The organism is Cytobacillus kochii (assembly GCF_020171845.1).
Classification (GTDB): Bacteria; Bacillota; Bacilli; order Bacillales; family Cytobacillaceae; genus Cytobacillus; species Cytobacillus kochii.
On the sequence record NZ_JAIVAM010000010.1, the window covers coordinates 45053 to 65398 of the forward strand.

A 20346-nucleotide genomic window follows, 5' to 3' on the forward strand; every position below is an offset into this window, starting at 1 on the left:
TTATGTCACTCTTTCATTTTTATTTGGTTTCCCTTAAACACTTCAGTTGTGGCAGCACCTGGCTGATTAATTCCTTCTGAACGGATGACCTTACTAATCGTAAGAAAAAGAATTTTTAAATCTAGTAAAAAATGTTGATGATCGACATACCATACATCCATTTTTAACTTTTCTTCCCAACTAATCGCATTCCGGCCATTTACTTGTGCCCAGCCTGTGATTCCAGGCTTGACACAATGTCTTCTTACTTGTTCTGGTGAATATAATGGTAAATACGCTATTAGTAACGGACGAGGTCCAACCAAACTCATTTCACCTTTTAAGACATTAAGAAGTTGTGGTAATTCATCCAAACTATATTTTCTTAACTTGCTACCGATTTTGGTCAATCTTTTCTCATCTGGTAACAGATGACCTTGCTCATTTGTTTCATTAGTCATTGTACAAAATTTATATAAGCGAAAGGATGATCCATTAAGTCCAGGTCTTTCTTGTTTGAAAAAAATGGACGATCCGTTGATAAGCAAAACGGTAGATATAATTGCCATTACAGGTGCAAATAAAAGAAGCAGTATACATGCGCAAATAAAATCAAATAATCTTTTCATTTCCTTCCTCTTCTTATACGTCATCCGACATCTTATTAAGAAAAAGAAAAATCCCCACTTTGCATTAAGTGCGGATTTTTCTTATCACTATAACCAGCGGGGTTATTTTTCTGCCACCGCCAGGCGTCTATACACATTTCCTCTAATCCTCTTTGAGCCTTCCAGCCTAACCCCGTCGCTGCAGCTGTTGGATCAGCATAACTAATAGGGATATCACCCATACGGGCATCCGTAATGATATACGGTATATTCACATGATTTACTCTCTCAAAAGTTTGGACAATTTCTAAAACACTATAGCCTTTCCCTGTACCTAAATTATAAAAATTAAAACCGGTCTCCTTTTTTAATTGTTCTAGTGCACAGATATGTCCCTCAGCTAAATCCATTACATGGATATAATCTCTTACTCCTGTACCATCTTTAGTAGAAAAGCCATCACCGAATATTTGTAATACCGGCCGTTTACCAATAGCTACTTGGGTAATATAAGGCATGAGATTATTAGGGATACCCCGTGGATCTTCACCTAAATTTCCACTTGGATGGGCACCGATTGGATTAAAATAACGTAAGCATGTAATCGCCCACTCATTATCGGATGCAAAAATATCTCTCAACATATCTTCGATTATTAGTTTTGTTCTGCCATATGGATTAGTTGCCGATAGATGAGCATTCTCCGCAATCGGTACCTGTTTTGGTCTACCATAAACAGTCGCTGAAGAGCTAAACACCAGTTTTTTTACGTTAAACTGTTTCATTACTTGCAATAAGTAAATCGTGGAAATGAGATTATTATCATAATAGGAAAGTGGATTAACAACCGATTCTCCAACTGCTTTATACCCGGCAAAATGAATCACTGCTTCGATTTCATTATCAGCAAAGACAGAATGAACTGCGTCTTTTTCCTTTAAATCAATCGAATAGTACTTTACCTCTTTCTTCGTCATATGCTCAATCCGCTGCACGACTTCTTGATTACTGTTGGAGAAGTCATCAAGAATAATGACATCCATACCACGGTTTAATAAAGAGACACATGTGTGACTGCCAATATACCCTGCTCCACCGGTGACGAGAACACTCATTTTTTCTCCCCTCTTTCTCTCGTTATCCTAACCAATCACTTTGATACTGAATATTTAAACTAATGACTGTTTCATAAAAATAATAGAAAAAATATAGCACAAGGATACAATAATAAATAAAGCGTTGATCCTTTGGTTGAAATAATTTGACTATCCAAGCAACAAGAATCAATTGATAAAGACTAAAATAAATAGAAAATCGCGCAAAAATCCAGTTTTGTGTAGAAATAATCATAAATACTAAACCAACTAGTGCCATATTCACAATAAAATCACTTTTAGGAAAGATAGTCCTTAACTTCTCTCTCCCAAGATAAGCAATGAATAAAGGGGTTGCTTCCACAGCGACGCGTAAAATATTTGCTCCTCCTTCTTGGAATTCTGCATATTGGCCATATTGGGTATCTTCTATCGCTGAAAAAAGGAGCGTCGAAAACTCATTAAAGCCGACAACAATAAGAACGGCAATCAGAAGTAATATCAACGTCGCTTTCGACCAAGCCTTATAACGTACAAAAAAGTAAATAGGTAATAAAATGAGCGCACTTTGATGAAAAGAAGAAGCAAGGATAACAAATAAAAAGTACACAGGCCAATTCCCATTTATAAGGAACTTTGTTGCCGCAAATACTATCGCCGCTGCTAAGCATTGGCGAATACCATTCATCGTAACTAAAAATAAACCACCAGTTATATAAATATAAATACTCAATTCAAATAATCTTGCATAGTGTGCGAGAACAAATACTATTAAACTGTTCGTCAATAACGAGACAACGAAAATTAAAACTTGCGGGTCATCAGTATAAAACTTCAGAACCATTTGTAATAATCCGAAGCCAATATCCTTTCCCTCTACTATTGTTGCCCAGCTAAAATCATTAACTTCATATGCATGCATATAAAAAAAGGTATCGCCAATATTGGTTCTTGCCCCAGAAACAGCAATAAGAATGAAAGCAACAAAAGTAATCATCAGTTTATTAGGATAAACAGTCTGGACTGAATCCCCTACAAGTACAGGTCTAGAAAAGTATCTAGCTATTAAAGCCACACTAAAACTTGCGAATAAACACATCCAAAAAACAGTCATGATTACTGCTCACTTCCCATGGCATTCCTCTTTCGTTGCTCATAGCGTACATAAAATGAAAGTAGATATCCAAATGGTAGCGCAACAAGTGTCATACCTTTTAAAGGTGACGCTTGAATGAAGTGTTTCTTTTGACTTAATAAACAACTAGAAACGTAATGTATACATTCTCTTAACTTTTCTTTCAATGATGGAGCATGAATCATTGCTGTTTGACGAAAGAACGCAAAGCCTTTCGGGTTTTTATAATATTGATTAAGCATATTTAAACTCGATCCGTCTGGTAAATATTCGACATGGCATAATACTTCATTGAGAAGTAATAACGGTTTTAACTGATCAATAAAAATGTACTTATAGCTTAATGGGCAATACTTTTCTCCTGAGAAAATAGGATAGGCAGGGGTCGTTTTTGTCAATGCTGTTCGATAGACAAGCTTCTTATCACCCTTCACTTTATGAACACCATACAATCCCCCTAGAGTACAAGTAGACAAATCAGCGGGTAATTCGGTCCCTATGATATCCCCATTTTGATAGGCATCAAGCCCGACAATACCAGCTACCTCCTCACTTCCAAATTGGTTCCAATAAGTAATGATTTTCTGTACCGCATCCACTGGCATATAATCATCAGAATCAATGCAAACATTCAATTCTGTTTCGATTAATTCATAAGCTGTATTATGTGCCCCATGCATACCTAAATTTTCCTGGTAATGGTAGCGAATAGAAATGATTCCCTCTTCTATCCACCCTTGAACCAATGACCTTGTTCCATCATTCGAACCATCATCAATGATTAACCACACAAAGGATTGACATGTTTGTTTCTTTAAACTTTCATAGCCTAAATGTAGGGTGTAAGCACGGTTATAGGTCGGGGTAAAGATTGTTAATATTGGTTTCATCTTATCTCGTCCCGCTTGCATGATTTTTAGTATCGTTATATTCGTTATAAAAGGTAGATAACCACTGACTCGTGGTCTCGATATCATAACCAGCTACTTTTAACGCCGTAGAGGTATCCTTATGTTGGTTATCTAATTGCAACAGTTTATCTGCCCATTCAGAAGCCTTTCTAGGTAAGCTCATAAATGTTACCCTATTCGTCAGATTCACTTCTGCCGTTATCGTATCAGAGACAAGACAACTGAGACCTGCAGCCTGTGCTTCAATTAAAACTACAGGTAAACCTTCAAAATGAGAAGGGAATAAAAAGACGTCCAAGGATTGCAAAAGCGAAGGAATATCATCTCTAACACCTAAAAATTTCACTTGTTGTTCTAGCCCTAGCTTGTGAACTTTTTTCTTTATTTGTGGCATTAAGTCACCATCTCCAGCTAAAATTAAAACAGCGTCTTTTCTTTTATCAGATATAGATTGGAAAATATCTATGATGAAATCATGATTCTTCTGATAATTAAAGCGCCCAATATGACCAATTACAAAAGAATCATCCACGTCCAATTCTCTTCTTATCCGCTTTCGCTCTGGCAAATGATAAAGATATTGACTCACATTTACTGCGTTAGGTAAAACGGTTACCTTGTTCTTAGATGATGTAAATAACCATTCCCCAGCACGTTCTGAACATGCAAAGTAATAATTAGGATATTCCTTCATACATGATCTTGCATACTTGCGAAACGGCCATTTAAAATCTATATGTAAATCACTCAAATGGCTATGCGCAATCCGACACGGCACTCCAGCATCATATGCTGCACGCATAACAAAACTACTATTTTCGTTTAAATGAGCATGTACAATTCGATAATATGGGTGTTCGGCAAAAAAGGTGTCCAATTGTCTAAAGTATTTTTGGTAATTGCCTGGGCGAATGGACGGCATATGAAATATACGACCACCTAGCCTCTTAATTTCCTCGTCATAATGACCTTCTTCCTGCCGATGGACAATGAAGTCAAATTGAATGCCAACATGCCTAAGCCGACGATAATAATTCATTAACATGGTCTCTAACCCACCACGATTCATAATCGTTACCACTTGCAACACTCTTAATTCCATTATGACCTACCCCCCCAGCGTTTTTTTCTTAATTTATCAATCATCATAAGCATATAGTAAACACTGCTAGCTGAACGTGAACGGGCACAAACAAAAAATACCCTCCAAACGAATGGAAAGTAGTTGAGTTCCAACGCTTTAAAAGCCTCTCTAACAATAGGTGCACTTAATATGTTATCTATTTCATTGATTTTTTCTCGTATCGTTAGTTGGCTTTTAGAAGCAAGGATATTTAAGCCTAAACCAATCATATTTAAGCAAATACGATTATTTAAAGCTGATTGAGCATGACGACTGAATGAATATTCCTTTATGCATTGATTCATTTCATCATAAAGTTGCTGCCAAAGCTGAAATAAATCCGATTTATATTCACTCGTTTGTGAATGTTCATTTTCTTTCCAGTAATGATATAAAGGCCGATCGACATAGACAAAAGAGTCGGCCAGGCTCATCACTTTCATATTGAAAAGGGTATCCTCATTTGATCCAATATGATGTAAATCTGTAAAAAAGATAGGTTGTTTTGTTAATAAATTTGTACGGTATAACTTTGACCAAACGGTTCCCATAGCATCAAGCATACTAGGATCAGATACTTCTTCCTTAATTGGACCTACTAATCGCCTGACAATTTGTTCTTTATAGGCTTGACCTCTATAGGTTTTTTCTTTCAAGTGATGGAAGTATCTTTCCTTAGAGAAGTGTTGATACGCTCGTGTGTATCGACACATAGCGATATCTGCCTGCTCTCGTTGAAGCGCTTCATATAATGCCTCATACATCTCTTGGTGAACCCAGTCATCAGGATCGACAAAACCAATATACTCTCCCTCCGCGTGCTTTAGTCCAAAATTACGGGCCTGGGAGACACCTTTATTCTCCTGGTAGAAGACCTTCAGCCTTTTATCCTTCTCTTGATATTTTGAAAGAATGTCCCCCGTTTGATCGGTTGAACCATCATTGACGGCAATAATTTCAATTCTTTTAAATGTTTGTGTGAGTAAACTATGTAGACATCTTTCAATATACATTTCCATATTATATATAGGCACGATAATGCTGATGATTGCTTTCATCTTTCTTCTCCTGCGTGTATTTAGCATAAAGGATCATTAATTCTTCCATGACGACTTCAGTTGAATACTTGCTAACAAGTTGCCTATTTGCTTTAGCGAACCTCTCTCTCTCTTGTTCAGAAAGTATAAGACTCTCCATTTTTTCGGCGAAACGATGCACATCAGTCGCTGCTATCAGATATCCATTATGCCTGTCCCTGATCAATTCATGATGCCCTCGATTCATAGTAGCTATAATGGGTAGGCCACAAGCCATTGCTTCCAAAATATTCACTGGGAGGCCCTCCCTAAAACTAGAAGCCACAGCCACATCACTCATTTGCAACCATTCCTTCACTTCATTAGTAAACCCGAGAAATACTACCTGACGATCAATTCCAAGCTCAGTAGCAAGTCTTTGACAATCTGATAACAGCGGTCCTTCTCCTGCTAATAGTAATTGGCTAGATGGGTGTTGTTTCGCTATTTTTTTAAACGCTTGTAGTAAAAGCCTTTGGTTTTTGTTTCGATTAAACTCTGCTGCATAAAAAAATAAAAAAGCCTCTTTTTCAATCAGATGCTTTTCTCTTAGTTTTTCCTTTATTTCCTTATCAATTGGCTGATATTGTGCCACATTGACGCCTACTCCATGGATAAAAGCTATTTCCTTCGCTTTCAATGCCTTAGTGGCTAAGGCATAATCTTCTTGATTAATCGTAATCAAACAATCCGTTTTCCGCGCCAAGGTTTTTTCAATAGGATAATAGATAAGCCAATTAAGTAGTGGGGCACCTTTGCAAAAATGAAATCCATGGGCAGTATAAAATAGTAATGGCTTCTTCTTCATACTAAAAGTCGCCAATCTCCCAAGTAGTCCACCAGTGGGTGTATGACAATGAACAATATCGAATTGATGAATCTCCATTAAGCTTTTCAACTGCTTGTACGCATATAGATTGGCTTTTTTCAACGGATGCCTTTCAATTGGGAGGCGATGCTGTTTGGATACAAAAGGTAAGGTTAAGTCACCTTTAGCCGCTATATGTATTTCCCAACCTTGTTCGTATAGTTGTCGCATAAAGGGGAGATGAAATGCCTTGAAATGATAGTCGACTGTGGCAACTAATAGCAGTTTTTTTGCCGTCATTTGATTGGATATCTTTCTGTTATCGTTTGTAGAAAACCTAACAGCTCCTCTTGTAAATCCTTACGTTTTAAAGCAAACTCAATGGATGTTTGAATATAACCAAGTCTCTCACCAACATCATAGCGCTCTCCTTGAAATTCGAATGCAAATATCGGTTCACTATGATTTAAAGTGGCTAACGCATCTGTTAGTTGAATTTCATTCCCCCTCCCTGGCTCTTGATATGAAAGAATATCAAAAATACTCGGTGGTAGGATGTATCGCCCCATGATTGCTAAATTAGATGGCGCCTGATTAAGGTCTGGCTTTTCAATTAAAGAACGAACCGTATGAAGTCTTTCCGTCACTATTTCACCATCAATGATGCCATATCTTGATACTTCTTCGTCTTTCACTTTTTTCACCCCAAGAATCGTACCTTTATGCTCTTCATACTGTTCTATCATTTGAGCTATGCAGGGCGTAAATCCTTCAATAATATCGTCACCTAACAAGACCGCAAACGGCTCATCGCCAATAAACTTCCGTGCACACCATATGGCATGCCCTAACCCAAGCGGTTCTTTTTGTCTGATATAATGAAGGTTGGCCAGTTGAGATGACTTCTTCACTTCTGATAGTAATTCAAATTTACCTTTGCTCATTAAATTTTGTTCTAGTTCAAAAGAATAATCAAAGTGATCCTCTATTGCCCTTTTCCCTTTACCTGTAACAATAATAATATCTTCAATACCAGCAGCAACTGCTTCTTCTACAATGTATTGAATTGCCGGTTTATCGACAAGTGGTAACATTTCTTTTGGCATTGCTTTTGTTGCAGGAAGAAATCTAGTTCCTAAACCGGCAGCTGGAATAATCGCTTTTCTTACTTGCCCCATACTTACTCACTCCTTCTTCATTAAGATAGTGATAACATATTAGCAACTTCCTGCTGTTTCTCTGGCGTTTCTTTTCGGTTTGCAAGGGTTAACAAACGTTCTCTTAATTCCTCTTTACTGATCACAGGATATAGATCAATTAAACTTTCAATCTCCTCAATATAAAGGGTGGCGCTTTTCCCAATATAAATATGTGGGTAAATTTGCTGATCGCCCATCTCTTCTTTATTCAATAGTTCTTCAAATAACTTCTCCCCTTGGCGAATACCGGTGAATTTAATACTTATTTCCTGAGTTGTATAGCCGGAAAGTTTAATTAAATTTTTTGCTAAATCATATATTCTTACCGGTTTACCCATATCTAAAATAAATATCTCACCACCTAATGCTAGTGCACCTGCCTGTAGTACAAGCCTTGATGCCTCAGGGATGGTCATAAAATATCTCACCATATCAGGGTGCGTGACAGTAATTGGTCCCCCTTTTTCGATTTGCTTTTTAAAAAGGGGAATGACACTCCCTCTACTACCTAATACATTGCCAAACCTTACCGCAACAAAACGAGTTGCACTTACTTTATTCATTTGTTGAACAAGCATTTCCGCAAGACGCTTCGATGAGCCCATTACACTTGTTGGATTAACAGCTTTATCTGTTGACACCATTACAAATACATTGACTTGTGACTGATGAGCTGCCTCTGCCATATTCCTTGTACCAATTATATTATTTTTTACTGCTTCCTCTGGATGTTCTTCCATTAATGGTACATGCTTGTGGGCGGCTGCATGATAAACAACTGCCGGTTGATATTTTTTCATGACTTGAATCATGCGTTCCTTATCTTGAATATCAGCAATAACAGGAATCAGTTCGCTATCACTTTTCATATCTACCAGTTCTAATAGTATGGAATAAATGCTGTTTTCTCCATGACCGAGAAGAATCAAACGCTTTGGTGAGAAATTTAAAATCTGTCGACAAATCTCTGAACCAATTGAACCTCCTGCACCAGAGACAAGTACCGTTTGATTGGCAATATACTCCGAAATACTATTGTCCTCTAAGAGAATCGGCTCTCTCCCGAGTAAATCTTCCACCTTTACATCTCGTATATGATTGACTTTTACTTCTCCCATGACAATATCTTCAATAAAGGGTAGTGTTTGTGTCTTAATATTCGTTTTGGTACATTCATTAAAAATGATCTCGAGCTCTTCTTTTTTAAGTGAAGGGATAGCAATAATTAAATGCTCTATATCCATTTCATGAACAATCTCTCTTAATTGTTCAACCTTCCCTAAAACCTTTAAGCCTGCTAAATACAACCCTTGCTTCCTATAGTCATCATCAATAAACCCGACTGGAATTAATTGATCATGTCCTTGCATCAATTGTTTAGCAAGCATCCCCCCTGCTGAACCAGCACCAATAATTAACGTTTTTTTCTTATTCATAGCTAGCTCTTGCATTTGTTCTCGATAGAGTCTAACGCCATATCTTGAACCTGTTAATACAATAAGCAGCACTAAACTATAAATGATTGTAAATTGAGGAAGAAACGCTTTTATTAACATGTAGTATGTAATCATTGTTAAACAGACTGTCGTTCCCACAAGCCTGAGAATAATGAGAAATTCTCGGATACTAGCATAGGACCATAATTGCTCATAGAATTGCTGTTTATATGCAAAGATATAATAAAATAGAAGTAATAAACTATAAAATATAATAGCTTGATTGTATGAGATAGAAGTTGGGAGTAATAGATACGTAAATATAAAAGAACTCAATAGTAATACTGCATCCATCAATAACGAAAATATCAGCTTTAGTCTGTATGACACAATATCATCCCTCCCTTGCTTCAGGATTTCAAATGCCTTACCATCAGTGAATGATTAGAACTAGCACAAGTCTCAACTCATGTATAGACATTTACAATTTTAAAAAGTAAAACAGGGCATCTAACCCCACCTCTCACCACACTCTTGACGACAAGGCGTCTAAGGTTTTTTTCAACCCACAGCATGACCGAGTATCTCTCTTAGATAAAGGCAAGGAGACATCACCTTAGGTATTCTTTATAACGAACATTTATAAAAAAATTAATGGCTTCCATTCAAGATGGTGCCAATAATGTTCGACTTTGCATATTGTAGTGTTTTTTTAGCATTGTAGACATGTTCTGCTTTTGTTTGCCCTTGTTTTACGACGAGTATCACACCATCACTAACATTCGCTAACACCTTTGTATCAGTCACATCTAATAAACAAGGAGAATCAATTAGTATCACATCATATAATGGGCTAACTTTAGCAATGAGTTTCTTCATGACACTAGAACCAAGTAGTTCTGAGGGATTGGATGGAATCTTCCCACTAGGTAATAGTTTTAGACCAGGAATTTGCGTAGAAACGGTCACTTGTTCTTGTATTGCATCGCCTTTCAGTACATCTGTTAAACCAGGCTCTTGCGCTGCCATAAACATTTGATGTAATGCTGGATTTCTTAAATTAGCATCAATCAAGAGCACTTTCTCTTTTTGGTTCGCAATTGATACAGCAATATTGCCTATCATTGTCGTTTTACCTTCATAACGATCGGGTGAAGTAATAAGTAAGACCATATGCTTTTTCTCACCATTGATAAATTGGATATTTGTTCTTATCGTGCGGAATTGTTCAGAAATGATAGAATGGGGGTACAAATAAGTGACTAAGTTTCGTTCCTTATTGCTCGTACCGATTTTCCATTTCCGCATATTGACCATTAGTCTTTCTCCTTTCTTTCACTGTTTGTTTTTGTTTCTTTTGTTTTAAATTTTTCGTATGTATGATTGAGACAGTACCAATTGTCGGCACATCGATTAATCTCTCAAGCTGGCTTTCTGACTTTACAGAATCATTTAATGAGTCTAATAGAAAAATAAAGCCTATTCCTGCAACTAAACCTAACACCCCTGCAATCACAATGATATTCAGCCCATTACTTTCATTAATAGGGCTCGGGTTTGTTCTCGCCTCCGACAAAATGCTGACTTCATCAAAATCCATAATTGTGGGGATTTTTTCAATAAATACTTTTGCTGTAGTATTAGCAATTAAAGCGGCTCTTTCTGGATGTGAATCAACTACGGTTATATTCACCACCTGCGTATCATCAACACTCGTAACAGCAATCTTATTCGCTAATTGATCACTTGTTTCCGCTAATTTCAATTCTTTAATTACTTCCTCTAACACAACTGTGTCTCTGATGATGACCTGTAGAGTATTTCGATACCCTACTTCTGCCCCAATAATAATATTCGTATCGCTTTGATAAAGTAATGTTGGTTTATTTAATAAGTGATAAATAAAAGCAAACCCACAAGCAAGCAACGTAAAAAGGAGCACCAGCCAAAACCTTTTCTTAATGACTTTAAATAGTTCAGGTAATTGTATTTCTTTAGCCCCAGGTTCATTCAAATATCTGTTCATTTGTAATCCACCTTTTGTATTTTCTTTATAAAGAACAAAAAGAGTAAAAAAATATAATCAGATTAGGTTTATTTCATTTTAGTTCTTTATAAAGAACAAGTCAACAAGTTTTCTTTCTTGCATTTTGTAGCATTTGCCGTTTCCTATTTAGCCATAGAAAAGGTTTTATCACATAATAGAGTGGGAACAATCTTTTCGGTAACGGGAATGCTTGATAATCTTCGGACAAAGGATAGAACCATTGCAAATAATGAATGAATTTCTGCTTCAAAGTAAATAAACTGCGTAAATATTGCGCATGATAATGAGCAATTTCCTTTGGTACATGATGATCATGTAACGAAACCAATTGGTGAAAATAAAACGATGCCCCTCTTGCTAACTTTATTGATGCGCGCTTATCCATGTATGTTGATTTTACATTTGAATTAAATAGTTTCACTGATAATAATAATGCCTGCCCAGCGATTTTATCGTATTGGTATTGGGTTAAATGATGTGACCATTCCTTATCATTCACAAAACTTCCCTGTAACAAGATCTGATGAATATCAAACAGCCATCTTAACCTTGACCAACCGTGTCTAGCACCGTGAGTGCTTAAGAAATAGAATAAATCTTTTTCACCTAAATAAGGAAAGCTGATTTGACTACTCCATTGACTTTCTCTTCTTCTCTCCCATAACTCGGTAAAATGAGGCTCTGTGCTTGGTGCAGGGTGAAGACGCCAGTGAACTTCTACCTTCGTTCGATGTTGCTTATGAAAATAGGTAAAGTGATGATGTCGCCACTTCCAATCATCCATCACCGATTCAATATATTCATCTTTTTCATAACCATGTAGGAGCATTAATTGTTCTGCTTGTTCAATACGTTCAATTGGCACAAGCAAATCAATATCAGCACAAGTACGCAAAGACAGATCTCCGTAAAGCTCTTTAGCTAGGATGGGACCTTTGAGAAAAAGAAGCGGTAGAGATGCTTGTTGAAACTGCAAATAGAGTGTATGCATTTCCGCAGTCAAATGCAGCATACGATAGATGTTCTGCTCATAATCTTTCTTTATTTTTGTAAATATATATGCTGGCATCTTACCAGCTACCTTTTGTTCATTGATTGCATGATATATTTGCGGGAATATTCGATGATGCTTTACTGCTAGCAGGAACTGATCCCAATCTACCTTGCTACATAATGAAAGTACTAATTGCTTTTCATTTTTCATCAATGATAAGATCAGCTGCATTTCTAAAGGTAAATTTTGATTATCAAATGACGTTCTTACCATCTCTCCTTCTCCTTTTTCGGTATACATGCAAACATACTAACAATTGTAAACTTATCTTTTTCATGCGCCCCGCTCAGAAAGAAAGTACCACTTCTTAACCATGCATGAGCGACAAACTCACCATAATCATCCCTTGCAGTCCCTAAATATAAAGTACTTTCTATTCCTCTTCTTTCAAGCATTTTCATACAAGCAACAGCCTTCACTAAGCATTCACTCTCCCAAAACGTATACCGGCTCATATGATGTACTGCTTCAGAAATTTGTTGAATAGGATTCTCTCTATGAAGGTCCTGCGTTTGTTCTGTCTCTTTCATATGCTTACCTAATAGATGGGAAACTTTAGAAAATGGTAACTGCTTATAAATTCTTGCATAAGCTAGGTAAATTAGGGCCTCTATTAATAATCGTTTTTTCTCCCAGGGAAGAGCAAGAAAATGTTTAAGTTTATGAAAAAGTATTCTATTCATGTTGATGTACTTCAATAAGCCCTTCTTTTAAAAGCTGATCAAGAAAGAAAAACACCTCTTCTTCACACTTGATTTGCTCCACTTCGTATTCTGCTTGCATTTGCACAATGAGAGAAGAGATTAACACGCCTTCTTGCATCTTTCCCCAGATTTCACCACCAATGACACCTAAATTATAATACTTTCCGTTTTCAATATTCAGCATCACTTTCTCACCGTTCATATCACTTACCATATTTCCACTTACTTGTTTCACGATATCATTGATTGACAATGGCTTCTTGGTTATCATTCTGCTCCTCCTCAAACAAGTTATGAATCGTATCTGCCAGCTCATATGCTGAAAATAAGTTCGACCGTTCGATCGCATACATAGGAATTTGACTAGCAATCTTAACCGATAAGTCAAAATGCCAAGTTAATAGTCCTAACCGCCCGATCATAAAAGGACGATATGTATGAGTATCCAAAACTTCAATTTTTTGCAACCCATTTAAAGGGTGTATTTCTTTTGGTCTTTCATTCACCTGATGTAGGACGAAAATACCTGCAAGTGGAACCGAGTGATGTGTAAATACATTCTGTACAGGTATCGCATATTTATTTTCTCTATCAAAAAGAGGATGATAACTTGTAACCGATAAACCTAACTTCTTAATACTTTCATCCCATAGTTTTTGTTGTGGGTAGCTCGGTACTACATAGGCTATGCCGTTTACTAATTGAATAGGTATGACATCATCACTTAATAGCGACCATCCTTTAAGAATAAGCGTCGAAGCTAGTGTCGACTTTCCTGCCCCTGAATCTCCGACAATTAAATAGGCTTTGCCATCCTTCATTACTGCACTTCCATGAAGGGGTAGTATCCGCCTTTGCATTAACAGTACACCCATACACGATCCTAATATAAACAAACGGATTTTATCTATTGAACTACTAGGATGGGGATCAAAATAAATGATCCTGCCCCCCTCAATATAGAAAGTTGCCGTTTCATTAACGGTAAATAGAACGGATTGATCTGTTAATACTTTAAATTTTCTTTTCTCTCCATAATTATCCCATATAGATGATAAGTCTCTTTGTTTAATACAGATCTTCTCAAAAGGATTAGAAGGCTCAGACTCTTCGCTAGCAACGAGTTCTTTAAATGGTATATCACTTAATACATATAAACCGAATGCTCGATATTTATGTGTCTTCTTTTCCAAAACGTTCCTCCTTTCTAAGAAAAGCGCCAGACGCCACTGCCTATAAGCGTAAAAGAAAGGACTCTGCTTATCCTGTTTTTTTAAGCTATACTTAAAAGCAATAGCGTCCATATTTAGCGCACGAAACGTCAATTAAACTTATTATCTCTCCAACTCTTTTCTAAGAAGCCCTTATCCATAAGCGCACAAGGACCGTTTCCTTTGATGTGCTTACGAATGATGAATCGTTTCATCTTCATCTGGTTGGACAGCATCAGGGATTTTTAATCCTGGTCCTCCCATTGTTCTTTTTATTTCAAGTTCTTGCAAAATGGGTGTTTGCCAAATTTTTGTCACTTGTTTCACCTCCTTTAATAAGAAAACGGTAAAGAATGAGTGTCCGCATCGCTATGCGAAAATCATCATCAAACACTTGGTTTGCTTGTGGTTGCTGAATACGCTTTAGATGGTTCCGGATGACTGACACATCGATAAAGTGTTGAATGCGCTGATCGCTTAGTGCTTTTTCCATTTCATTTAGAAAAGTCGACCAATTTGGTAGTAGACGCAGCAGCCCATCTGCACCTTGCACACCCTTGCTTTTCACATTTAATCGATTAAGATTCGGTAAATATCCTTTCGTTGCTCTACGGATAAAGGCACGATTGAATCCATTTTTCACAAATTGATCCTCTGGAAGAGATAAACAAAAACGGACCACTCGCAAATCATCTGTAGGATCTCTAGGAATTACTCCATATTTCAAAGCCATTTTTGCGCCATATACCCCTGTTGTATGCCAATAATAGAGGTCATTGAATTGTTTTTCCCTTACTTGATACGCATTAGTTAGCCCGTTCCCCGCTTGGTCAATGCCGTTATCTCTTAATTTTTCATACACCTTTGTTTGCCTTGCAAATGCAGGATGAATAAATTGTGGAAAGGGATGCCCCCGATTCACATGGGATGCTCTTATTTTTTTATTTATAATAGCCGACCAAACTTTTTTTCGATTCACACCTAAAGCGATACTATAGGAATTAGTCTCTTTAAAAAAATGTAATAATCGATACTTTTTAAGAAGACTTGCATAGTAATCAAGTGCTGGACCCCAAGAAATGGTCCAATTGCCTCGTTGGCCATTAAGAAGAATACCTATATCCAAAGCTGATGCTTGTTCGTAAATCCCTCGTAACCAATACGTATTATCGAAGTATTTATAAGGTGATTCAATCACATTCAACCACTCATCCATTTCTGTATAAGCATTACGGTCAGAGAAAGATAAGAAGTGCGGAACGAGAGTAGGGTATAGCTTAAGCATCTCTTCAATCCATGGTCTTTCGTTTGCTTGTCTGCTTTTGGGTGTCCAATCGTCAAACTTGGGAATAGGGATGTAACTGAAAGTATGTAACGGTTCCCCTTGTAATGATTTGGCCGCAAATGCAGTGACTGTACCTGAATCCAACCCTCCACTTAAATGAGCACCTTTTCCCTTAAATGTTCTTAATTTAGAATTAACCACTTTTTGAAATAATTCTTGAAATGCTTCAATATATTGTTCATCATTCTTTAGTTTAAGCGGTTCTCTTTCTTCTAGTAGGTGACAGTATTGTTTAATCTGTGTATGATGTTTCGTTATCGTGATTGAGTGTGAAGGTGGTATTTGATAGATAGATTGATAGACCGTTGAGGTTAAATCTACTGATTCTATCGTTAATGGATTAGCAAGATATTCAGCGATCCAGTTCTCATTATATGTATCTTCTACTTCTGGTAAAGTCAGTAGTGCACCCATAGTCGATGCGAATGAGAAGAACAAAGCATTTTTAGTAAAATATAATGTTCTCGTGCCTGAGAAATCTCTAGCTCCAAACCATGTTTGTTTTTTGTCATTCCAAATCATGAATACAAAGTCACCGACTAAAAACTTGGGACAATCTTCCCCCCATTTTTCATAGGCATTTAAAATCAGTTGACTATCGGTAATCATATATCTCTCATACTTCCGAATATTTAATAACTGGTATAAGTCTTCGCGATTATCAATAATACTATTGCATATAATAGCTAACCCTTTTTCACGATTATAATAGGGAATTTCCTCACCCCTAGATTGCGGTGTAATCCAATTTAAAGAACAACTTAAGAATAGGCGGCGCTCTCTTATTGTTTGCACCTGATCATAACGGAACCCTTGAAACTGTTGTAACATCCTATCCCCGTAATGAACGGGAATTTCCCACTCATTGAAGCTCCATATCCCCGCAATTGCTGTCATGCGCTACCTCCCTCTTCTTCAGTTCTTTATAAAGAACATATAAGTACTTTTAAACTAACATCATACAAATCAACTGTCAATATTGTTTTTGATACAAATGACTTATTTTTTTCAATTGAAGTTCATTTTTCTTTAAGGCTAAAATGAGCCTTCCTCTCATCTCGTAAAGTAAAAAAAAAGTCTGATAGAACTGTAAAATATATACAGTTATACCAGACTTACACTATTCCACTTTGTTTTCATCACCCCAAATAGCAAATGCCCATTCAGGATGATCAATGAAAGGATTGCGGTTATTTTGAAATTCTTCATAGATTAATTGATTTCTACGTTGTTCATTCTCATCTACAGGGTCCTCTTTATGCCACTCTAACAAAACGGATAATTTTCCATGCAAAGGCGTGCGTCCATTATTGACTCTATCGTTCAATTCTAAATCTAACTCGCCAGCATCTCCCTCATAACGTACCGCCATATAAAAAAGCATTCTGGCAATATCACCCTTCATTTCATCACGAGGTTCAAAAGAATCATGATCATAATAATTACCCTTTGCTTCCTGATGTTCTTTTCCACCATAATCAAAATCTAAGTTTCCTCTAGAAGCATTTACACTTACATCCGTCGGCCTTAAATGATGCAGGTCTGTTCCTACACCTGGCTCAGTATCAAATCCACCATGGGATTTTGCCCAAATATGTTCACGGTTCCAGTCATCTGCATCTGGACCTTTTAAGTCCTTGTCTTGCGATCTTCCACTATAGAATAAAATTACATTGTCACTATTTTGTGGATCTTCATCTGTCACCATTAACGCTTCCCATACCTCACGATAAGTCAGTTCATTATGATCATCTATAATCTCATGAAGTGCTGCTTTTAATTCATCTGCCGTTTTCCCTTTTGCCTCTTTATAATAGTTACTATCAACCTGATAATCATTTGTTGTTTGGTTTCCCTCTGTAAGTGGGGATTCCCCTCCTGGCGTACAACTAACTAACAAGCTCAATAAAACTAATAATGGGATAAATGAACGTATGCCCATTGTTTCCTCTCCTTCATAAAGTACTTAAAAGAATATTATCTATGAAAAATAAATATTTGAACAGCACCAACAGTAGGGTTTTATTTAATAGAAGTTTTCCGCCCCTTCCTTCAAAGGAACTGCATGATATATGCTGAAAGTAATATCTATTGGAAATGTCATTTTAGGCAGCTGAGTACTTCGGGGAAATCCTATATGAAGAAGAAAAATCCATGAGTATGAGCAACGGAAATTACATACAATTTGTTAGAAACTTGTTGTTTCCCAAATGAAACTAGAGCAAATCCTCTATTAGAATTTGCTCTAGTTTCTTTCTATTTATTATTTCCATGTCTCGGTATTTTTTTCTAAATCCCTTTTAGCGCCTCACCTATCGTTTCCTCCCCTGTAACAAGGTCGAATGATTTATGAATGGTCTGATCATTATGAAGCACCTCAACGATTGTTGCAGCCACATCTTCACGTGGAATTGTATTTCGTTCAAGAGAAGCAGACGCCTTCACTTTTCCTATTCCTGGTTCATTTAATAAGCCGCCTGGACGTACGATGGTGTAGTCTAATGAGCTATTCACCAACATTTTATCAGCATAATGTTTAGCTGCCATATATGGCTCGATCGCTGACCATTTTTCTCGGTCATTCGCATGTATGGCACTAACCATCACAAATCTAGAAACGTCGGCTTTTTCCGCTGCTTCGATTGCTTTACCTGCGCCGTCTAAATCAATGAGCAATGTTTGGTCATATCCTGTATGACCTCCTGATCCTGCTGTGAAGACAACAGCCTCACACCCCTGCATAGCCTTAGCCAATTCATCAACCGTACCAGCTAATGATGCATGGACCGCTTCCATCCCACGGTTTTTAAAATCGGTTAATTGTTCTTCTTTTCTTACCATTGCTACAGGTGTATCACCGGTTGTTTCACTTAATTTATTCATCACTTGTTTACCAATTTGCCCGTTCGCTCCTATTACTAATACTTTCATTCTAATTCTCCTCTCTTCCTTTTCATTTATCGGTGAAAATCGTTTATGAAAATGGTTTTTCACCTATACTAAATAATACTATTTTCTAGGGGAGTTTATAAAATGCCACATTATCTGTATTCTTATTTCACTCGCTTACCATTGGTCTTTCGCATACTCATCATGGCACTGATGACAATTATCCTATTTGGCGGTTTTGTTCACTTATTAGAGCCGAATAGCTTTCCTACTTGGTTTGATGGTATCTGGTGGGCTGTCATAACTGCTTCAACTGTCGGGTATGGTGACTTTGTGCCTCACTCTGTTGTCGGAAGACTAGCAGGAATTGTCCTTGTTTTGACAGGAGCAGGTTTTATTGCTTCTTATTTCGTTGCATTGTCTACTGCCGCTGTCGCTAAGCAAAATGACTATATTCAAGGAAATTTCCAGTTTAAAGACCATGATCATATTATTGTCATCGGTTGGAATGCTCGTTCGAGAGAAATTTTGAAAACGATATGTAGCTATGTTAATAGCGTACCCGTCACATTAATAGATGAAACATTGGAGGAAAACCCATTACCCCACCAAAACCTTCATTTCGTCAAAGGGAATCCACAAAGAGATGATGTGCTCATGAAGGCAAGTGTAATGGACGCTAGACAATTGATTATTACCGCTGATCAAAACAAAGACGAACATCAAGCAGATATGCACAGTATCTTGACGTTAATTGCTGTTAAAGGAATGAATCCATCTTTACCTTGTATTGTAGAAATCCTAACAACTGAACAGATGAAAAATGCGAAGCGAGCTGGCGCAGATGAAATCGTGCAAACGAACTTATTAACAAGCTTTGTCATGATTAGTAGCCTTTCTTCAAGAGAAATGGTTACGGCATTTCTCAGTTTACTAAGGCAAATTGATCAAAGAAGACTAGGTATTGAGCCCGTATTAACTGACCATATTGGGGCTAATTTTCGTGATGTGAGTATTAGCTTAATGAATGAAGATATATTGATTCTGGGCATCAAACGGGGAGAAGAAATGATTGTTCATCCCCCTCACCCGTTTTCACTTCAGTCAGAGGACATGCTTATCACGATAAAAAATTAATATTGCAAAATCCCCTCTAGTTCTTTAACAAGTTCGTGGCCTATAGCTACATATCTTTCGGTAACTTCTCCGTCCTTATCAACTGGTGCCTGAAATTGATTAAATGAGGCAGAGAAATTACCGATATTTGCATTATTTTCATCAATATTGCTCTCGTAAATATGTGATAAGAGATAAGGTGTTCCCAGTTCTACTGTACAATTGCTTGTATCTAATTGACCATCTATAGACTTGAAGGGTATACGTAAGAAATGGTAACCATTGTTCGTATCAATTTTGTAATCAAACGCACCATGATCATAATCCCAATTCCCTCCAATTGTATAACCCATTGGTTTTAATAACTGCTCCAGTTTAAACAAGTGATATTGCTTTCCTTCGATATTAGAATGAATTTCTCTCATTGCTTTCATTCCTTTCAACATCATATTTTGCTTAGTTTTACCCTATTCCCTCTCACTAATACTATCGCTTTTCACTTCTCTTTAGGCCTTATCTCATTTATCCATACAGATCGAAGCTAGTCATTCTGAGGGAATTGACACACAAGCTTCAGAAAATGCAAGTCATGCGGAAGGCTTTAGCGCTGA

General features: G+C 37.0%; 21 protein-coding genes. 1 reads left to right on the forward strand and 20 read right to left on the reverse strand.

Translation table 11 applies throughout. From position 1 onward, the window contains the following. Positions 1-5: 5 nt before the first annotated feature. The 19 genes from LCM23_RS16620 to LCM23_RS16710 form a co-directional block, all read right to left on the reverse strand. Entirely contained in the window at positions 6-608 is a 603-nt protein-coding gene (locus tag LCM23_RS16620; RefSeq protein ID WP_224937951.1) for a sugar transferase, read from the reverse strand. A gap of 35 nt (positions 609-643) precedes the next feature. Beyond that, positions 644-1702, reverse strand: a complete 1059-nt coding sequence (gene galE / locus LCM23_RS16625; protein ID WP_224937952.1) for a UDP-glucose 4-epimerase GalE — start codon at positions 1700-1702, stop codon at positions 644-646. 22 nt (positions 1703-1724) lie between these two features. Continuing rightward, complete coding sequence (locus LCM23_RS16630) at positions 1725-2795, reverse strand: EpsG family protein (RefSeq protein ID WP_224937953.1); 1071 nt, start codon at positions 2793-2795, stop codon at positions 1725-1727. 2 nt (positions 2796-2797) lie between these two features. Continuing rightward, positions 2798-3706, reverse strand: a complete 909-nt coding sequence (locus tag LCM23_RS16635; protein ID WP_224937954.1) for a glycosyltransferase family 2 protein — start codon at positions 3704-3706, stop codon at positions 2798-2800. Between the two features lies 1 nt (position 3707). Further along, on the reverse strand, positions 3708-4829 hold the full coding sequence (locus LCM23_RS16640) for a glycosyltransferase family 1 protein (protein ID WP_224937955.1): 1122 nt from the start codon (positions 4827-4829) through the stop codon (positions 3708-3710). After that, on the reverse strand, positions 4829-5908 hold the full coding sequence (locus LCM23_RS16645; RefSeq protein WP_224937956.1) for a glycosyltransferase family 2 protein: 1080 nt from the start codon (positions 5906-5908) through the stop codon (positions 4829-4831). Before LCM23_RS16645 ends, LCM23_RS16640 begins: the two co-directional genes overlap by 1 nt. Further along, a complete protein-coding gene (locus LCM23_RS16650) occupies positions 5871-7034 on the reverse strand; it encodes a glycosyltransferase family 4 protein (protein WP_224937957.1) in 1164 nt (387 codons plus the stop codon). Before LCM23_RS16650 ends, LCM23_RS16645 begins: the two co-directional genes overlap by 38 nt. Beyond that, a complete protein-coding gene (galU, locus tag LCM23_RS16655) occupies positions 7031-7912 on the reverse strand; it encodes a UTP--glucose-1-phosphate uridylyltransferase GalU (protein WP_224937958.1) in 882 nt (293 codons plus the stop codon). The genes LCM23_RS16650 and galU overlap by 4 nt, the downstream gene beginning before the upstream one ends. A gap of 20 nt (positions 7913-7932) precedes the next feature. Continuing rightward, positions 7933-9759, reverse strand: coding sequence for a polysaccharide biosynthesis protein (locus tag LCM23_RS16660; protein WP_224937959.1), 1827 nt, complete (start codon positions 9757-9759; stop codon positions 7933-7935). A gap of 261 nt (positions 9760-10020) precedes the next feature. Continuing rightward, positions 10021-10686, reverse strand: coding sequence for a CpsD/CapB family tyrosine-protein kinase (locus LCM23_RS16665; RefSeq protein ID WP_224937960.1), 666 nt, complete (start codon positions 10684-10686; stop codon positions 10021-10023). Beyond that, the gene (locus LCM23_RS16670) at positions 10646-11395 is read right to left on the reverse strand and encodes a YveK family protein (RefSeq protein WP_224937961.1); all 750 of its coding nucleotides are present in this window, start codon (positions 11393-11395) and stop codon (positions 10646-10648) included. The genes LCM23_RS16665 and LCM23_RS16670 overlap by 41 nt, the downstream gene beginning before the upstream one ends. 100 nt (positions 11396-11495) lie before the next feature. Then, complete coding sequence (locus LCM23_RS16675; RefSeq protein ID WP_224937962.1) at positions 11496-12683, reverse strand: nucleotidyltransferase domain-containing protein; 1188 nt, start codon at positions 12681-12683, stop codon at positions 11496-11498. Continuing rightward, complete coding sequence (locus tag LCM23_RS16680; protein WP_224937963.1) at positions 12677-13153, reverse strand: lasso peptide biosynthesis B2 protein; 477 nt, start codon at positions 13151-13153, stop codon at positions 12677-12679. The genes LCM23_RS16675 and LCM23_RS16680 overlap by 7 nt, the downstream gene beginning before the upstream one ends. After that, positions 13146-13445, reverse strand: a complete 300-nt coding sequence (locus tag LCM23_RS16685; protein WP_224937964.1) for a lasso peptide biosynthesis PqqD family chaperone — start codon at positions 13443-13445, stop codon at positions 13146-13148. Before LCM23_RS16685 ends, LCM23_RS16680 begins: the two co-directional genes overlap by 8 nt. Continuing rightward, on the reverse strand, positions 13414-14367 hold the full coding sequence (locus LCM23_RS16690; protein ID WP_224937965.1) for an aldolase: 954 nt from the start codon (positions 14365-14367) through the stop codon (positions 13414-13416). Before LCM23_RS16690 ends, LCM23_RS16685 begins: the two co-directional genes overlap by 32 nt. A 210-nt stretch (positions 14368-14577) precedes the next feature. After that, positions 14578-14703 carry a paeninodin family lasso peptide gene (locus LCM23_RS16695; RefSeq protein ID WP_224937966.1) on the reverse strand — a complete coding sequence of 42 codons (126 nt, stop codon included), beginning with the start codon at positions 14701-14703 and terminating at the stop codon, positions 14578-14580. Beyond that, on the reverse strand, positions 14663-16627 hold the full coding sequence (locus tag LCM23_RS16700) for an asparagine synthase-related protein (protein ID WP_224937967.1): 1965 nt from the start codon (positions 16625-16627) through the stop codon (positions 14663-14665). Before LCM23_RS16700 ends, LCM23_RS16695 begins: the two co-directional genes overlap by 41 nt. A 223-nt stretch (positions 16628-16850) precedes the next feature. Beyond that, the gene (locus LCM23_RS16705; RefSeq protein ID WP_224937968.1) at positions 16851-17672 is read right to left on the reverse strand and encodes an endonuclease I family protein; all 822 of its coding nucleotides are present in this window, start codon (positions 17670-17672) and stop codon (positions 16851-16853) included. 347 nt (positions 17673-18019) lie between these two features. Beyond that, the gene (locus LCM23_RS16710) at positions 18020-18661 is read right to left on the reverse strand and encodes an SDR family oxidoreductase (RefSeq protein WP_224937969.1); all 642 of its coding nucleotides are present in this window, start codon (positions 18659-18661) and stop codon (positions 18020-18022) included. 75 nt (positions 18662-18736) lie between these two features. On the opposite strand from LCM23_RS16710, the gene LCM23_RS16715 reads away from it, so the two are divergent. Continuing rightward, positions 18737-19756 carry a potassium channel family protein gene (locus LCM23_RS16715; RefSeq protein ID WP_342673078.1) on the forward strand — a complete coding sequence of 340 codons (1020 nt, stop codon included), beginning with the start codon at positions 18737-18739 and terminating at the stop codon, positions 19754-19756. On the opposite strand, the gene LCM23_RS16720 is transcribed toward LCM23_RS16715, so the two are convergent. Further along, positions 19753-20160 (reverse strand): YugN-like family protein, encoded by a 408-nt coding sequence (locus LCM23_RS16720; protein WP_095373616.1) that lies wholly within the window; start codon positions 20158-20160, stop codon positions 19753-19755. The genes LCM23_RS16715 and LCM23_RS16720 overlap by 4 nt on opposite strands. Positions 20161-20346 lie beyond the last annotated feature (186 nt).

Coding starts and splice junctions, on each gene's coding strand:
- galE (WP_224937952.1), bottom strand. CDS start 1,702: ATGAGTGTTCTCGTCACCGGTGGAGCAGGGTATATTGGCAGTCACACA.
- LCM23_RS16685 (WP_224937964.1), bottom strand. CDS start 13,445: ATGATAACCAAGAAGCCATTGTCAATCAATGATATCGTGAAACAAGTA.
- LCM23_RS16635 (WP_224937954.1), bottom strand. CDS start 3,706: ATGAAACCAATATTAACAATCTTTACCCCGACCTATAACCGTGCTTAC.
- LCM23_RS16640 (WP_224937955.1), bottom strand. CDS start 4,829: ATGGAATTAAGAGTGTTGCAAGTGGTAACGATTATGAATCGTGGTGGG.
- LCM23_RS16705 (WP_224937968.1), bottom strand. CDS start 17,672: ATGGGCATACGTTCATTTATCCCATTATTAGTTTTATTGAGCTTGTTA.
- LCM23_RS16700 (WP_224937967.1), bottom strand. CDS start 16,627: ATGACAGCAATTGCGGGGATATGGAGCTTCAATGAGTGGGAAATTCCC.
- LCM23_RS16650 (WP_224937957.1), bottom strand. CDS start 7,034: ATGACGGCAAAAAAACTGCTATTAGTTGCCACAGTCGACTATCATTTC.
- LCM23_RS16720 (WP_095373616.1), bottom strand. CDS start 20,160: ATGAGAGAAATTCATTCTAATATCGAAGGAAAGCAATATCACTTGTTT.
- LCM23_RS16670 (WP_224937961.1), bottom strand. CDS start 11,395: ATGAACAGATATTTGAATGAACCTGGGGCTAAAGAAATACAATTACCT.
- LCM23_RS16680 (WP_224937963.1), bottom strand. CDS start 13,153: ATGAATAGAATACTTTTTCATAAACTTAAACATTTTCTTGCTCTTCCC.
- LCM23_RS16710 (WP_224937969.1), bottom strand. CDS start 18,661: ATGAAAGTATTAGTAATAGGAGCGAACGGGCAAATTGGTAAACAAGTG.
- LCM23_RS16675 (WP_224937962.1), bottom strand. CDS start 12,683: ATGGTAAGAACGTCATTTGATAATCAAAATTTACCTTTAGAAATGCAG.
- LCM23_RS16645 (WP_224937956.1), bottom strand. CDS start 5,908: ATGAAAGCAATCATCAGCATTATCGTGCCTATATATAATATGGAAATG.
- galU (WP_224937958.1), bottom strand. CDS start 7,912: ATGGGGCAAGTAAGAAAAGCGATTATTCCAGCTGCCGGTTTAGGAACT.
- LCM23_RS16630 (WP_224937953.1), bottom strand. CDS start 2,795: ATGACTGTTTTTTGGATGTGTTTATTCGCAAGTTTTAGTGTGGCTTTA.
- LCM23_RS16665 (WP_224937960.1), bottom strand. CDS start 10,686: ATGGTCAATATGCGGAAATGGAAAATCGGTACGAGCAATAAGGAACGA.
- LCM23_RS16620 (WP_224937951.1), bottom strand. CDS start 608: ATGAAAAGATTATTTGATTTTATTTGCGCATGTATACTGCTTCTTTTA.